The sequence below is a fragment of the Coprobacillus cateniformis genome (assembly GCF_009767585.1).
Classification (GTDB): Bacteria; Bacillota_I; Bacilli_A; order Erysipelotrichales; family Coprobacillaceae; genus Coprobacillus; species Coprobacillus cateniformis.
Genome location: NZ_WSNW01000001.1, coordinates 1,444,770 through 1,460,512 on the forward strand (window position 1 = coordinate 1,444,770; position 15,743 = coordinate 1,460,512).

At 28.5% G+C, this 15,743-nt stretch carries 13 protein-coding genes; 3 read left to right on the forward strand and 10 right to left on the reverse strand.

The features are described 5' to 3' along the window. Positions 1-263 precede the first annotated feature (263 nt). Positions 264-1,535, forward strand: coding sequence for an IS110 family RNA-guided transposase (locus tag GQF29_RS07360; RefSeq protein WP_008790900.1), 1,272 nt, complete (start codon positions 264-266; stop codon positions 1,533-1,535). A 357-nt stretch (positions 1,536-1,892) separates the two neighbouring features. Here GQF29_RS07360 and GQF29_RS07365 read toward each other — a convergent pair whose 3' ends face one another. The 5 genes from GQF29_RS07365 to GQF29_RS18365 all read right to left on the reverse strand — a co-directional run bounded on the left by GQF29_RS07365 (position 1,893) and on the right by GQF29_RS18365 (position 7,814). Further along, positions 1,893-3,731 (reverse strand): ATP-binding cassette domain-containing protein, encoded by a 1,839-nt coding sequence (locus tag GQF29_RS07365; RefSeq protein ID WP_008789184.1) that lies wholly within the window; start codon positions 3,729-3,731, stop codon positions 1,893-1,895. After that, positions 3,703-5,691 (reverse strand): ATP-binding cassette domain-containing protein, encoded by a 1,989-nt coding sequence (locus GQF29_RS07370; RefSeq protein WP_017144039.1) that lies wholly within the window; start codon positions 5,689-5,691, stop codon positions 3,703-3,705. Before GQF29_RS07370 ends, GQF29_RS07365 begins: the two co-directional genes overlap by 29 nt. 173 nt (positions 5,692-5,864) lie before the next feature. Further along, a complete protein-coding gene (locus GQF29_RS07375; RefSeq protein ID WP_008789182.1) occupies positions 5,865-6,293 on the reverse strand; it encodes a hypothetical protein in 429 nt (142 codons plus the stop codon). A gap of 121 nt (positions 6,294-6,414) precedes the next feature. Continuing rightward, on the reverse strand, positions 6,415-7,638 hold the full coding sequence (locus GQF29_RS07380; protein ID WP_008789181.1) for a helix-turn-helix domain-containing protein: 1,224 nt from the start codon (positions 7,636-7,638) through the stop codon (positions 6,415-6,417). 11 nt (positions 7,639-7,649) lie between these two features. Then, complete coding sequence (locus GQF29_RS18365; RefSeq protein ID WP_008789180.1) at positions 7,650-7,814, reverse strand: hypothetical protein; 165 nt, start codon at positions 7,812-7,814, stop codon at positions 7,650-7,652. A 436-nt stretch (positions 7,815-8,250) separates the two neighbouring features. On the opposite strand from GQF29_RS18365, the gene GQF29_RS07385 reads away from it, so the two are divergent. Continuing rightward, positions 8,251-9,078, forward strand: coding sequence for a class I SAM-dependent methyltransferase (locus tag GQF29_RS07385; protein ID WP_008789179.1), 828 nt, complete (start codon positions 8,251-8,253; stop codon positions 9,076-9,078). Between the two features lie 89 nt (positions 9,079-9,167). On the opposite strand, the gene GQF29_RS07390 is transcribed toward GQF29_RS07385, so the two are convergent. From GQF29_RS07390 to GQF29_RS07405, 4 genes are read right to left on the reverse strand one after another with little or no spacing between them, the layout of a single operon-like run. Then, complete coding sequence (locus GQF29_RS07390; protein ID WP_008789178.1) at positions 9,168-10,619, reverse strand: glycoside hydrolase family 1 protein; 1,452 nt, start codon at positions 10,617-10,619, stop codon at positions 9,168-9,170. Further along, a complete protein-coding gene (locus GQF29_RS07395) occupies positions 10,612-10,992 on the reverse strand; it encodes a PTS lactose/cellobiose transporter subunit IIA (RefSeq protein WP_008789177.1) in 381 nt (126 codons plus the stop codon). The genes GQF29_RS07390 and GQF29_RS07395 overlap by 8 nt, the downstream gene beginning before the upstream one ends. A gap of 21 nt (positions 10,993-11,013) precedes the next feature. Beyond that, a complete protein-coding gene (locus tag GQF29_RS07400; protein ID WP_008789176.1) occupies positions 11,014-12,258 on the reverse strand; it encodes a PTS sugar transporter subunit IIC in 1,245 nt (414 codons plus the stop codon). Positions 12,259-12,289: 31 nt separating this feature from the next. Further along, the gene (locus GQF29_RS07405) at positions 12,290-12,610 is read right to left on the reverse strand and encodes a PTS sugar transporter subunit IIB (protein ID WP_008789175.1); all 321 of its coding nucleotides are present in this window, start codon (positions 12,608-12,610) and stop codon (positions 12,290-12,292) included. Between the two features lie 185 nt (positions 12,611-12,795). On the opposite strand from GQF29_RS07405, the gene GQF29_RS07410 reads away from it, so the two are divergent. Further along, positions 12,796-14,691, forward strand: a complete 1,896-nt coding sequence (locus GQF29_RS07410) for a BglG family transcription antiterminator (RefSeq protein WP_117598884.1) — start codon at positions 12,796-12,798, stop codon at positions 14,689-14,691. A 50-nt stretch (positions 14,692-14,741) separates the two neighbouring features. On the opposite strand, the gene argF is transcribed toward GQF29_RS07410, so the two are convergent. Next, the gene (gene argF / locus GQF29_RS07415; protein WP_008789173.1) at positions 14,742-15,743 is read right to left on the reverse strand and encodes an ornithine carbamoyltransferase; all 1,002 of its coding nucleotides are present in this window, start codon (positions 15,741-15,743) and stop codon (positions 14,742-14,744) included.

The window sequence follows — 15,743 nt, forward strand, 5'->3', positions numbered from 1 at the left end:
ATAATAGAGTTACTAGTCACTCTATTATTGGAATTTATTCTAATTCTCCTTGAAGTATCTTCATGATATCTTCTATAGAAAGTCTGTTTCTCAACTTTAGAATGTCTCTGCTTACCGAATGTTGTTTGTTCAATACTTTTGTGATACGTAGCCTTTGATCTGTATTGTTCTATTCTTATGGCGAGGTCGCATCATGTCTAAAGAACGGAGGTCTTTCCAATATTTTGTTTCTAGTTTTATCTTTTTTGAAAGGTGGTGATCCCATGAACACTCTCTTTGTAGGTATTGATGTTTCAACCAAAAATAATCAAGTCTGTGCTGTTAACTTTAATCAGGATGTTTTCTTTAATCTCTCTTTTCCAAATAACCCTGATGGATGTGATCTTCTCATTACATCTGTCTTGGCTTTTGTTGATAAAGAAAAGTTCGATTCCATCATCATCGTTACTGAATCAACTTCTATATATGACTATCATATTTGTGCTTATCTTTCATCTCAGCTTTCGATTGTCGGCACTTCTGTCATCATATATTCTGTTAATGCCAAATCCATTGCCAATTATAAGAAGTCTTATATTGAAATGGAAAAAACTGATCTGGGTGATGCTTTTTTGATTGCAGATTTTGCTCGTGTTGGTCGCTGTAAAAAGCTTCGTCCCTTTAAAGCTGCTCAACATATCGCTCTTAAACGTCTCACTCGTGAACGTTATCATTTAGCTGAGCAGCTTATTAGAGAAAAGAATTACGTTCTCAACAATATCTATTTAAAGGTTTCTGGTCTTATGACCCTTCCTCATAAGGATTTGCCTTTCAGTGATAATTTTTCTGCTTCCAACACGAAATTTTTAACTGATTATGCTTCCCCTTTTGATTTGGCTGAAAAACCTTTGGATGAAATCATTGAATATTTCAAATCTGCTTCTCAAAACAGATGTGATGATTATGGTAAAATTGCTTCTCTTTTTGATAAAGCGATTCGTTCTTCCTATAGACTTGATAAAACTGCATATGACCCTATAACTATCTCAATTACTGCTTCTATCAACCTGATTCAATGCATTGAATCTCAAATCAAGATGGTTGATAAGGCCATTGAGAAGGAAATGAAAGGTCTTTATCCTAACGGATATCAATCTCTGATGTCTATAACAGGTATCGGACCTGTCTTTGCAGCAGGTATACTTTCTGAAATTGGTGATATTTCCTATTTCAAAAGTGATGCTTCATTGGCTAAATATGCCGGTTTCCATTGGAAGAAGAATGACTCGGGCAATTTTATTGCTGATGAAAAACATTCAGCGAATTCATGTAATAAATATTTAAAATATTACATAACTCAATCCACACAGATGTCAGTGATGCATGGCTTTGATTATACGACTTCTTTTTATCGTAAGAAGTATAACGAAGCCTCTACACACAAGCATCGTAGAGCACTCGTCCTTACATCAAGAAAACTAGTTCGTTTAATTTATGTCTTGCTACGTGACAGTAAATTATACGTTTCTGTGTCTCATGACACAGTCATTGAGTAATTTGTCAATTTCATAAATTTTTTCATACTTCTTTTTAGTGTACTCTTTTTTAGATGATGGTTTTTGATTTATCTAAAAAAGATTTTATTTATTTTCTTGACATTTTACCGAATGACTTTCTAAACAAGTATACAAAAAATGAATTCTATTCATTTTCATAAATATTTGTTCTTTCTTACTCATTTCCTTTTAGTAAGTCCATTTGATATATAACCATTAATTTTAAAAAGCTACTTATATTATAACATTCCTTGTTAAGACAATGAAGAAGTTTAAAATTTAACAAAAAGATTAATTGTGATTCGTATTTTAATTGAAATATGGTTACAGATAAATAATTAAATATATTCCAATAATTTACATATCCTTATTTTCCTTCATGATTGCTGACATACTTTTATGATGATATCTCCTGATACTCATATATAACATGCAAGTGTAAATCACAAAAAACACAATACTCATAATCACTTCATTTAAAATAAAACTTTGTGTCTGGTTATATATTTCTAGGTTTACAAACATAGTTAAAATAAATAAAAAAATGGAATATAATGGTTGTACTAATAATATAGCTACTGTCATTGTTATTATAAATAGTAACCTGTTCATATAAACATAATTTCTTTCAATTTTTGCTAATGAAATATTAAGAGCATTTATAATGGCAAAATTACCAGCTTGCTTCCTATAATCCTGGAATGCAAAAAAACTTATAAAGACAATAATAACCCCAATAAGTAAATAAATAATACCCTGAAATATGAATTGGATGAGATCTGCGTAATGATTTTGGATATTCGTAATTTCTAATAAATCATTCATACAAATAATCCCATAACTTTTTTGTAACTGTTGATATATATCTTGAGTATTCTTATCTAGATCATAAAACAATTCATATCCTTGATTATATTGAGTATGATAATAAGTATATAAATCACTATTTGATTCATTAATATATGTGTGTTTAAGTTCATTTACAACTGTCTCGTAAGGATAATATAACTGGGTCGTATATAGTTCACTGTATTCTTCTACAATTCCAGATATGGGAAAATTAAATTCTTTAACAGTATAATTTACTCCAAGTTTTAACGTTATTGTTTTTCCTATCATATCTTGAAAACTCATACTTGTTGCTTCTTGAATTTTTTGAGCAGCAAATTGATTAATAATAATACCCTGCTCTTGAGAATCATCACCTGCAATGAAATTCAACTTATGATACTCCTTAGGAAGTGAATGTATTTTTAAATTGATAGTTTTTTCTTCAAATGCAACTTGATTTTCAAATGCATAAACCTTGCGATAATCATCTGCTTCTTGAATATATCTTTGTGCACCATTTAAACTTGTTTCTGTAACATAAATCGTATGATCATTTAAAGATTTTATATCTATATTTGTTTTATCCAGAAGTTGTAAATTCGCTCTCATACTTATAAAAATAAATAATGTAAAAAATAATATGAGACCATAATAAAAACAATTTCTTTTTAATGTGATTTTATTAATTACCTTTAAAAGATATTTGTTATTGATACGTTCTGATATTTTTAATGGATATGTAAAATACTCACAAACATTTTTATCTTCTACAAGTTTTAAGACATGATTCATAATTTGATATTGGCAATCATAATAGTTTTTCATGAGTTCTTGATCATGTGATACAACAATTACAATATGATTTATTGAAAGTTTTTTTAAAAGTTTCATAACAATTTCTTTATTATCATTATCTAAAGATTCAGTGGGCTCATCACATAGTATAACATCAGTATTTTGCATAAGTGCTCTTGCAATAGCAACCCTCTGTTGTTGTCCATGAGAAAGTTCATGTGGAAAATGGTCAAGAAGTTCATTTAATCCTAATTGTTCTATAATTACATCTTTATTAGGATTTTCATCATTGCTTAATTTTTGGTATAAAGAAATATTTTCTGATATTGTTAATTGTTGAATGAGTTCAAAGTTTTGAAATATATACGCAAAAGAAAGAGAATTATCAACTCTTCTCTTACCTTCTTCAAATCCTTCATATCCACCAATAATAGATAAAAGGGTTGTTTTTCCGCTTCCACTTTCTCCATTAATATAATATAAACCATATTTTTGAATATCTAAATTTACATTATCAAACAATATTTGATTATTATATTTCTTAGTTATGTTTTCTAGTACTAATACCATTAAAGATAACCTCCTCTATGAATATTAAGGTAAAACATATTCCTAGTGATGCAGTCAAACTCATATAATCCAAAATTACAATCGTATTTTTAGTATTGTAAGATCTAAAAATCACATTGACAATTGAGTTTATTGCCTCACAAATATAACGACCAAATATTACGAAAATCAACCCTATCATTAACAAAAAGATAAAGTTCTTAACACATGTTACAATAATAACGTTATATTGATACCTTTTAAGAATGTCATTTTCCTTTTTTCTTCTTGTTAAAAAGAAAGACTCTATAATTGCATAAATGACGATTGTCATGATAATAACTATAAGACTTACTTTGACTAATGAAATCACATCAATTTCAGGTAAGGTATTAGGACTTACTGCCCCTGCAAGACGTAAATCAAAACTGCTTATTTCACCATATGCCTTTCTATCAAAATTGCTTTGTTTTCCTTGATAAATAGTGTTTATTTTCTCAATAACTTCACCTATAGAGGATTGTGGATCAACCATAAAATCAACATAATCATAAACCCATTTCTCAATTGGAACATTAAAAACTTCAGACTGAAGATTATCAAATACTCCATTAGCTGTAAATATTTGATATTCGTAGCGATTTGACTCTGTCAAAATACCTGTCACTTTCAATCTATATGGTGAGTCAATAATGATTCCGTTATCAATAGTCTGATAAAAAGAAATTTCTTGATTTAATAATTTTTCTACATCATCATATCCATATATCTTTGCATAATATAATGCTGTTTGATAACTAAGCATAGCCTCATCTTTTTTTTGACACTGTTTTCCATAAGAAACATTGAGATTGGCTCCCTCTTTCAATTGATAAACTCTTCCTGTATCTTGCGAATCTTGCCTGTTTAAAATAACATAAGGCACTATTGGCATCCATGTATAATATAGTCCATCATCATTTTTTTCTTCAAATATTTTCTGATAAGGGGATTCTTTTTCTCCAGCAATGTAGGCGTAATTTGCTCTGTCAATTCCACAAGTATAGGCTTGTATTTCTGGAATCTCTGATAGTATTTTGTTTATATCTTGATAAGTTATATTATCAAAATGTGTCCAAAAGTCTTTTGAGTCCACTTTCTTTTGATGTGGGGTTAAAGCAATAATATTTTTACCATAATAGTTCGTTAAATCATTTTTTGAAGTTTCCTCCACTGTACTATACATATTTAATGATGCATAAACACCAATCACTGAAACAAACAAAACAAACAAACTTAACAGTGATAACATCCATCTTGACTTTATATTTCTCAAGACAAATTTCACATGTTCCATAAAACTTTTTCTAGAATGAGAATGAAGCTGTGTATGTAAGGGGGTCGTTTCCTTAACAAGTTTATCTTCTTGAATCTTCCCTTTATCAATCTTAATTATTCGAGTACTGTACATTTCTGCAAGAGCAACTTCATGCGTCACCATAATCACACATTTTTTTTGACTTATAACTGAAAGCATCTCTAATACAAATTGACTATTCTCATAGTCTAAAGCGGCTGTTGGTTCATCACACAAAAGAATATCTGGTTCAACAAGTAATGATCTCATAATTTGAACTCTTTTCTTTTGTCCATTAGAAAGTTGTTTTACAATTTTATCTTTATAATTCAGCATTTGGAATTCTTTTAATATGTGAATGACTTTATTGGTGCTTGCTACTAGTGTTAAATTATCAAATACGCTTAGTGATTCAAATAACATGAATTCTTGCTCAATAATTTCTATATTATTATTATCTATTATTTCACCTGTATAATTTTTATCCTTACCAGATATTATATTTAATAAAGTTGTTTTTCCAGATCCACTTGGTCCTAAAATACTTATCAGTCCACAAAGATTAAATTCTAATGTAATATCACTTATTGCCTCTATAATATTATATTTATTATGATATATTTTCGTAATATTATTAATTTTCATAAACTGCTTTTCCTTTCTAACTTGATTATATCTAAACATATTTCATACTTTTCTTTTATAATTATTTAACAAATAATTTTTTAAATTGAAACATAATCAAACGAAGACTAGTTATAGATAGATAAATAAGATTGACATGACTGCCAATCTTATTTATCTATCTCAAGAGAATATTATGCATATGCATAGTATCTTGTAATTTTATAACCATTTACATTTCCATTATATGAAACAAATGTATATCTAGCTTTTTTTCCAGAAGTTTTTAATGTTCCTGTTTTACTACCACCTGTTGATGAAGAAAGAACTGTTTTTCCACCATTTAATTCATCCTTAATGTACCCATTTGTAATTGTTATCTCTACATTAATATATTTTGTGTAATCTGATACTGAGGTTAACTCAAAAGTTTTTGAACCTTTTTTTGTACTCGAATAGGTTTGTGATCCAGATGAAAAATAACAAGTACCAGATCCCCCTTCTGTCACCGAATCATATGTACTAATACCTTCTAATGCCATAACCTTTACAACACTGCTTGTAGATAAGAAAGTACAAAATGTAACAGATAAAATTGCAATTAATTTTAAATATTTTTTCATACTATCATCTCCTTATCTTTAAGATACTAAAACGATTTACATCAGTCAATAATTAAAAGTTGCACAAAAAATCCATGAAAAACTCAAAAATCCCACTACAATAGTGAGATTTCCTTCAACATTATCTTCTTTTTTTATAATACTGAATAAGTTTCTCCATGCATTCATATTCTTTTTCAGTATTATGAACAGATTGATAAAATTCCCTTAACAATTCCATTGTAAATACTTCCAAATCATATTGTCTTGTTTCTTTAGTAATTTGATGAACCTTTAATAACTGTTTCTCTTTTCTTTCATCACTGGATTTTGATAAATAAACTTGGAATGCATTAATCATTGCTTTCATATATTCAGTTGGATTATTCATTTGAACTTTAGCTTTTCTAATATACTCAGATGCCTTCTTTTTGTTTTGAAGTTTATAATAAGCATAAGATAGATAAAAACAGATACAATGATCGTGATGCATAATATCTAGAGCCTTATTTTCTAAATCAATAATTTTATCAAACTCTCTTGAACGCACATAACCCCATATTAAATTATTATATGTATCTTCAACTTCCTTAACCATCCCCAAATTATTGAAGGCTTCAATACATGCAAGATTCAATTTTTCTGATTGTTTAAAATGACCATTCATTGAATATATCACTGCAATTTGAAAATTAACTGAAGTTAATCTTTTTATATTGACTGTTTTTGTAAATATATCCCTTGCCTGAATAGCACATTCTAAGGCATCACTTAACTCTCCAAAGATTGTTAATGGAATACTTCTATGAAAATAAACCATTGCATTAGAATAATCATTACCCCTATACGAAAACGCTTGATTATAATAATTATAACTTTCTTTATATAATTTATTTCCATATGAAATAACTCCAAGATAATCATAAAACAATTGAATTTGATAAGACTCAAGATACTCAAAGTATTTTTCAATAAATAGATAAGTCTCAATCTTTTGTGAATATCCTTTCATTACCATATAAATTAATTCACATAATAAATATTTAATATATGATAATGAAGATTTGATTTTATCACTATAACTTCTAATTACTTTATATGAGTTCTCAATATCTTTAACATATACAACATCACTATAAAAAGTCTGAAAATCTTTTTCAAATTGTGTTTCAAAATTTTCATTACTCACTTCAATATTCATAACAGAGAAAATTTTAACAACATTTTCAAATGTAATCTGTTCTTTATTTCTTTCTATTCTACTTATTTGACTCTTTGAGATTCCCGTTTTATAACTAATATAATCCAACGTCAGTCCTTGCTGAATTCTATTAAGCTTAATAATCCCACCAAAATTATTTATCATGTTCCCTCCTTTTAAGCTCCAGGAAGTCTATCTTCACATGGTGCAATACCATATTCAAATGTACAACCTGTTTGTGTCTTAGGATCATATCCACATTTATCATCATGTACATGAATAACAGGCATAGCCCCTAATAACAACAATGAGATACATAAAACACTTAACAATTTTTTCATTTTTCTTTCCTCCCTTTTTTTACATATTTATTTTACCAAATTATAGCATATAATCAATTGTAAATAGTTGCACAATTTTGTTGATTTGAATAGAAATTTGATACTTATTAAAGATAAAGCATACTATGGTCAATTGAATCAAAAAACATTATTGCTTTTATAAATCATTCATTATATAATAGATGCACGGTAACTATATAGGGAGATGATTCTATCCGGCGCACTTGATGTTGCAAAATCAGTAACATAAGTGAAACGTGGAAACAAAAATAATCACAATCACAGAGTTAAATACTCCTGTTAAAAACAGGTTATTTTCATTGTGCATAAATGATTATTTAAATTTTCCACATATGTTTAAGAAATTTTGACTGTGGAAATGCCACAGTTTTTTTATTTATATAGTTACCGTTAAATAATTGAAAGGATAGAAAATATGGATAAATTATTAAGTTTTTTACAAGTTAAACCAAAATTATATGAAAAAACACAATATAATATATGGGATAATGATTATGTTTCAAAAGGTATGCTTCAAGCACATTTAGATGAAAGTTTAGACTCTGCATCACGAAATATTAAGTTCGTGAATAAATCTGTAAATTGGATATCTGAACTTTTCCCTCCAACAAAATATCATAATCTTTTAGATTTAGGATGTGGACCTGGAATTTATACTGAACGTTTTTATAATAGAGGATATTATGTGACTGGAATAGATATTTCTAAAAGATCTATTATGTATGCCAAACAATCCGCTATGAAAAATAATATGAATATAGATTATATATTAAATAGTTATATTGAGTATGAATTTCAAAAAACATTTGATTTGGTAACACTTATATATTGTGATTATGGAGTTTTATCTCCTCAAGAAAGACATACTCTTCTTAAGAAAGTTTATCATGTCTTATCACAACAGGGCGTTTTCATATTTGATGTTTTTACTCCAGCTAAATATTATGGTTGTAAAGAAGAGCGTAGTTGGGAGGCACAAGACAATGGATTTTGGAGTAGTTCTCCTCATCTCCTTCTCCATTCCTTTTATTGTTATAGTGAGCAGAATACTTACTTAAATCAATATGTTGTCATCACGGAAGATGAGATTTGTCATTATAATGTTTGGGAACATGCTTTTACTGTTCAAGAATTAAAAAATGATTTGGAAGCTGTTGGTTTTCAAGATATTTCTTTTTATGGGAATGTTGCTGGTGAAAATAATTGTCAAGAAAATACAATTTGTGTAGTTGCCAGAAAATAAGTTTAAATAAAGATCTCAAAATACTTAATTTATAAGGAGATAATCAGAAAAACTGATTATCTCCCCTTTTAATATTAAATAATTATATATTATAAAATTGTACCATGACTAGCAATAACCTTTTGATACCAATAAAAAGAATCTTTTTTAAACCGCTCACCTGTTCCTCTTCCATAGTCATCTAAATCAACATAAACAAAACCGTATCTCTTGCTCATCTCAGCAGTTCCTGAACTAACTAAATCAATTGGCCCCCATGGTAAGTAGGCAAAGACATTTACACCATCTTTAATCGCTTCACCAACAACTAAAATATGTTGTCTTAAATAATCTATTCTATAATCATCATGAACCACTCCATCTTCAAATACATCTTCATAACCAAAACCATTTTCAGCAATCATTATTGGTTTTTGATAACGATCCCAATATTGACTTATAGCATTATATAACCCTAATGGATCAATCGTCCATCCCCAATCATTACTTTTTAAATAAGGATTCTCACTAATAGTGGCTGGATCCATTGTATTCTTTTGAGAATCAAGTGTCCTTGAATAGTAATAAGAGAATGCTAAAAAGTCTAAAGTATTCTCTTTAAGAAGACTTTTATCTTCTTCGCTTATATCAATTCGAATATTATTTTCATTGAAGTACCTTAACATATGACCAGGATATTCTCCTCTTAAAGGAACATCAGCATAAAAGTATTGCATACGAATTCTTTTCATAGCAAAAACAATATCTTGCGGCTTACAAGTACGTGGATAATATGTGCAATCTGCTAACATGATGCCAATTTCTATATGAGAATTTAATGACTTCGCATATTTTTTTATTTTTGCATTAATAAGAAATTGATTATGGATAGCACGATATTGATCTTCCACAAGATTATCTGTTTGATCCCTTAAAATTCCTAAAGACTTAAAAGAACAATATTGAATTAAATTTGTTTGGTTGAACGGAATCCAATACTTCACTCTATCACCATATCTATTTAAAAGAACTCTTGCATACCTTGTCATAAACTCTATCAATTTAGGATTTTTAAAACCACCATATTGTGTTAAAAGATGAAGTGGTATATCATAATGGAACATCGTAACAATTGGTTCCATCCCTGCATTAATAACCTCATTAATCACTCTATCATAGAATTCAAGTCCTTTTTGATTTGGCTCTAACTCATCACCTTTAGGGAAAATTCGTGACCATGAGATTGAAAAACGAAAACTATTCAATCCCAATTCTTTCATTAAAGCAATGTCTTCTTTATATCGATAATAAAACCCATTTCCAAATCTTTTGGGATAATACCCTTCTTTATCAGCTATCGCAGCAGACAAAGTTGCACTTGTATGTTCATTTTCCACTAATTTATGTCGATACTTTTTCCTATCCAAACCAGTATCATATTTATGAATGTCAGATGTAGAAAGTCCTCTCCCATCAACATTGTAAGCACCTTCAATTTGACATGCTGCTGTTGCTCCACCCCATAAGAAATGAGAAGGGAAAGCAAACGTGTTATTATCCATTGAGCGAACCTCCTATTGAGCCATATCTATTAACTATTAGTTCATATAATTCAATCAGTTTCTTTGTTGTCTGAACCTCTGACATTATTGTCATTAAATGATCTTGAGCATGATTGAATAGCAAAGAAGGTTTATGAATAATTCCTTGTGCTTCATCTTGAATAACTTGCACTTGAGATTGATGTGCTTTTAAAATACCATAAGTTGTAGCTTCTTCTATTCTTTCATATGCTTTTTTAAATTTTTCCTCTTTTGCAAGTTGAAAAGCTTCATCAGCCAATGTTTTAGCATGACCAGCATGTAAAATAATCTCCATAGCAACTGTATTTAATTCATTTTCTTGCTCTAATAATTCTTCATCTGCATATATCATTGTTTCTTATTCCCTTCTATTTTATTTACTTGTTGCTTCAAATTCCTCTTCCGTTATTCTTTGTTTTTCATAGACTTTAAAGAATGGGTACCATGTTGCAAGATATATGATAAACAAAAGAATATAGACAATAATTGCACGTAAATCTTCTGTAATCATAACACTAGATAATGGTGCAGGAATTTGTCCTACTTGAATCATTTTAGATGGAATATTCAAGAATCCACTTCTCATTGTAAACCAAATAACTAACGGCCCTGTGATAGCGTTAATCCACATTGGTACCATTAATAATGGGTTCATAACAATTGGTGCACTATACATAATGGGTTCATTAATATTGAAAATAGATGGTAAAATTGAGAGTCTTCCTACTGTCTTTAAACTTTTTGATTTAGAGAAACACATTAACAAATTTAATGTCAATGTTGCTCCCATACCTCCCATTGTAATCAAACCAGCAGTAAAAACAGCTTCATTCGTTGCTATATTAGTTGCAGATAAGCCTTGCTCTACAGCTGCAATATTTGCTGCAATGCCAGCCATAAAAATAGGTGTTTTAATTCCATTCCATAACCAATGAGATATTCCTAATGTATAAAAGAATGTCATTAAGAAAATGAGTAAAACAAAACCAGGTAAAGTTTGCCCAAATCCTTGAATTGGAGAAAACACTTTTAATATAAGTGCAAATAAATCTATATCAAACTTGAAAGTTAATAATACTGCTACAGCAATTGATGTAAAAATTGGAATAATATTTTGAACCCAGCCAATAACAAAGTCTGGTAAACTTGATTCACTTAATAAATCTCTCTTCCCAATGAAATGAAATATAATAGATACTAAATACCCTGCAACAATTCCAACAATAATACCAGTAGGTCCAAAACGTGCGAATTCAACAGTTAGAACTCCATTGTCATTAATAATTGGTTTAATAAACATTAAAAATACTGAAATAGCAGTTAAACCTGCATTAATGGTATATTTGGTATGTCCTAATTTCTCCATCACTTGATTAGCAACCATAAATGCAGTTAATAGCCCTAACATTCCAAACGAGAAATTAATGATTCTCACTAAATTTGGTAAAGTTGTTATGTAAGATCGTAAAACATTATATAAATGAATAATTGATCCTGTTAAAATAAATGGAATAATTTTCTGCATGGAACTTGATAAGGCAGCTACCCAAGGTCTTTGTGCAAACTTATTCATTGTTGGTGTAAAAGAATTGCTTAACCAATCCATAAAACGATTCATATTTTCATCCTCCACTTTCCTCTATTTTTATCTATTCTTTATTTTTATAAAGTTCTAATGCATACTCAATGAGTTTATCACCATCCAAAGTTCCATAAACATTTTGTGGAATTACCCCTACTGCGACATCTAATGGTTTTGCTAACTCTGTGAATTTGTCTTTAAAATTTTCATAATGAGGTGCCAATAATAAGATATCGATTTTTTTTAAATGTAATATAGCCTCAGTCTCACTTTTAGCCTCTATCTTTATATCCAGATTTCTTTTTTTAGCCGATTTTCTTGCTCTTTGTGCTAAAAAACCACTTGATAAACCTGCTCCACAACATAATAAAACTTTTATATTTTCCATTTTTCTCTCTCCTTCCTCTATGGTAATTTCATTATAGTTTAATATAAAAGATGTCTCAACTTCACTTTTGCACACCCTCGTGCATAATAAAGCACAAAAATAAAAAGTTGCACTGTATAGTGAACTTCATTAGTTGATTTCATATTTTGATTACATTATAATAAAATCAAAATGAGGGTGATAAAATGTTAACAAATAAAAAGAAAAAATTAATTCTTTATCTTATGGAAAAAAACGCCCCCTGTACAGCCATACAGTTAGCCAAATTTCTCAATATTTCTATAAGAACCGTTAAAATATATGTCAAAGATATCAATTCAATGACAAATCAAAAAATCATCTTTTCTTCTCATCAAGGGTATACTATCATAAAACAAAACAACCTTTCTTTTTTAGAAGAACAATTATCTTTACCTCAAAATTATTCTGAAAGAGCATATTATATTATAAAAAAGATACTAATTGAACATCAAACACTTAATATCTTTGATCTTTGTGATGAACTTTTTATGAGTTATTCTACTCTTAAAAGTGATCTTACAAAAATGAACACACTGTTCCAAACATTTCGTATTCATTTTGTTACACACAATGACATTATACAAATAAAAGGTTCTGAGAAAGATAAGCGTTCATTATTGTCACATATTATACTTCAAGAAACAAAGAATAGTGTCCTTGATTTAAAAAAATTAAAACAATCATTTAATAATCAAGATATTGAAAAAATAACAAATATTATAAATGATTTTTTTAGAAAAGGAGCATATAATTTAAATGATTTTTCTTATATGAATTTATTATTGCACTTCTCTATTCTCATTGAAAGAGTAAAAAAAGGGCATTATCTTTCAGAGATTAGAGAAGTAATCACAAAGAGTTCTCAAGATTCAGAATTACTTAAAGCTTTATCTTCAAGAATAGAAAAAGACTTTTCATTAACATTGAATGCTTACGAAAAGAATGAAATATATATTCTTTTTAAAACAAATGTGAATTATTTTATTGACGGTAATTATGATGTTATTAAAAAAGTGATTAGGTCTGATTATATGAACACAGTTGATAAAATTATTAATGAAGTTTCAGAACTGTATTCTATTAATTTAAGTCATGAGAGTTTTATTATTCCGTTTGCTTTACATATTCAATCATTAATTACAAGAGCTTCACTCAATAAATATAATAAGAATCCTTTATCAGAACAAATCAAGAAAGATTGGCCAATTATCTACGATATAGCCATTTTTATATCATTAAAGTTATCAGATATTTATCAAATTGAAATAGCAGAAGATGAAGTTGCTTTTATCTTTCTACATATTGGAAATGAGATTGATAGACAAAATACTTCAAAAGATAAATTGAAGTGTGTACTTTTATGTTCTCACTATCTTAATATTAAAAAAAAGATATATAATCAATTACTAAAGGATTTCTCTGATGATATAATTATAGATGCTATTGTATCTGATTATGAAGAATTAGAGTCTTATTCTTTTGATTTATTGATTACTCTTATAAAAGATGAAAGAAACTATCATTATTCATTCATTTTGATTTCACCGTTTCGTTTAGATAAACAAAAACGAGCTATACATGAGAAAATCTATGAAATTCAACAATCAAAGAAAAAAGAACTTATTTTTAATAATTTTGATCAATACTTTCATAAAGATTTGTTCTTTACATTAGAAAATGTATCTCGAGAAGAAACTATTCAAATTGTATGTGATCAAATGAGAACATTAGGTTTTGTCTCATCTTCTTTTAAGGAATATGTTTTTGAAAGAGAGAAAGCCTCTTCTACTTCTTTTGGCAATATTGCCATTCCTCATTCTGTACATATGGATGCTTTTCAAACAAAGATTGGTATTGTTATGAGTAAAAAAGGAATAATATGGGGAAATAATAATGTCAATGTAGTATTGGTCATTGCTATTAACAAACTTGATAAACAAATCTTTTTAACAATTAATGAATCTATACTCTCATTATTTGAAAATCAGGATATCTTAAATATCATGAAAAACACTAAAAATCTATTAGAATTTAAAGATATTGTTCTACATTATTTATAAATAAAAAAAAGATTCACGTCTATATATTATAGATTTGAATCTTTTCACTTTTATAAATCTAAATTCTCTCCAATTGTTGCTACCATGACAGCTTTAATAGTATGCATTCTATTTTCTGCTTCATCAAAAACCACAGATTGTGATGATCTAAAGACTTCATCTTCGACTTCTCTAATATCAATTCCTTGTTCATATTTTGCTTTTGCAACTTCAGTTTCAAAATCATGAAATGATGGTAAGCAATGCATAAAGATTGTTGAATCTTTACCTGTTTTCTGCATCATTTCACTTGTAACTTTGTATGGAGATAGCATTTCTACTCTTGGTTTGTATAAAGCTTCATCTTCACCCATGCTTACCCAGATATCTGTATAAATAACATCTGCATCTTGAACAGCTTCCTCAACATTATCTAAAACTTCTAATTTTCCACCAGATTTTTCTGCTTCTGTTTGGCAATACTGTAAAACTTCTGGATTTATATCTAGACTCTTTGGTCCTAAACATACAAAATGCATACCCATTTTTGCTGCTCCATACATTAAACCATAACAAACGTTATTTCTAATGTCTCCAGTAAAAACAAATTTAACTTCATTTAAAGGTTTGCTGAGATGTTCTTCAATCGTAAGAAAATCAGCTAAAGTTTGTGTTGGATGATCAACATCAGTTAAACCATTCCATACAGGAACTCCTGAATATTTCATTAAATCTTCAACAGTTTTCTGTTGAAATCCTCTAAACTCAATTCCATCATACATTCTTCCTAATACTTTTGCAGTATCTTCTATTGATTCTTTCTTACCCATTTGTGAGTTACTTAAGAATGTGACATGAGCACCTTCATCTAAAGCTGCAACTTCAAAAGCACAGCGTGTACGTGTTGATGTTTTTTCAAAAAGGAGAACGATATTCTTTCCTTCTAATGTTTTTCCAATTCTTCCTTCTTTTTTTGATTTTTTAAGTTTATGTGCTAAATCTAACAAGTATCTAATTTCTTCTTGAGAATAATCTTTTAAAGTTAAAAAACTTCTTTGTTTTAAATTAACCAT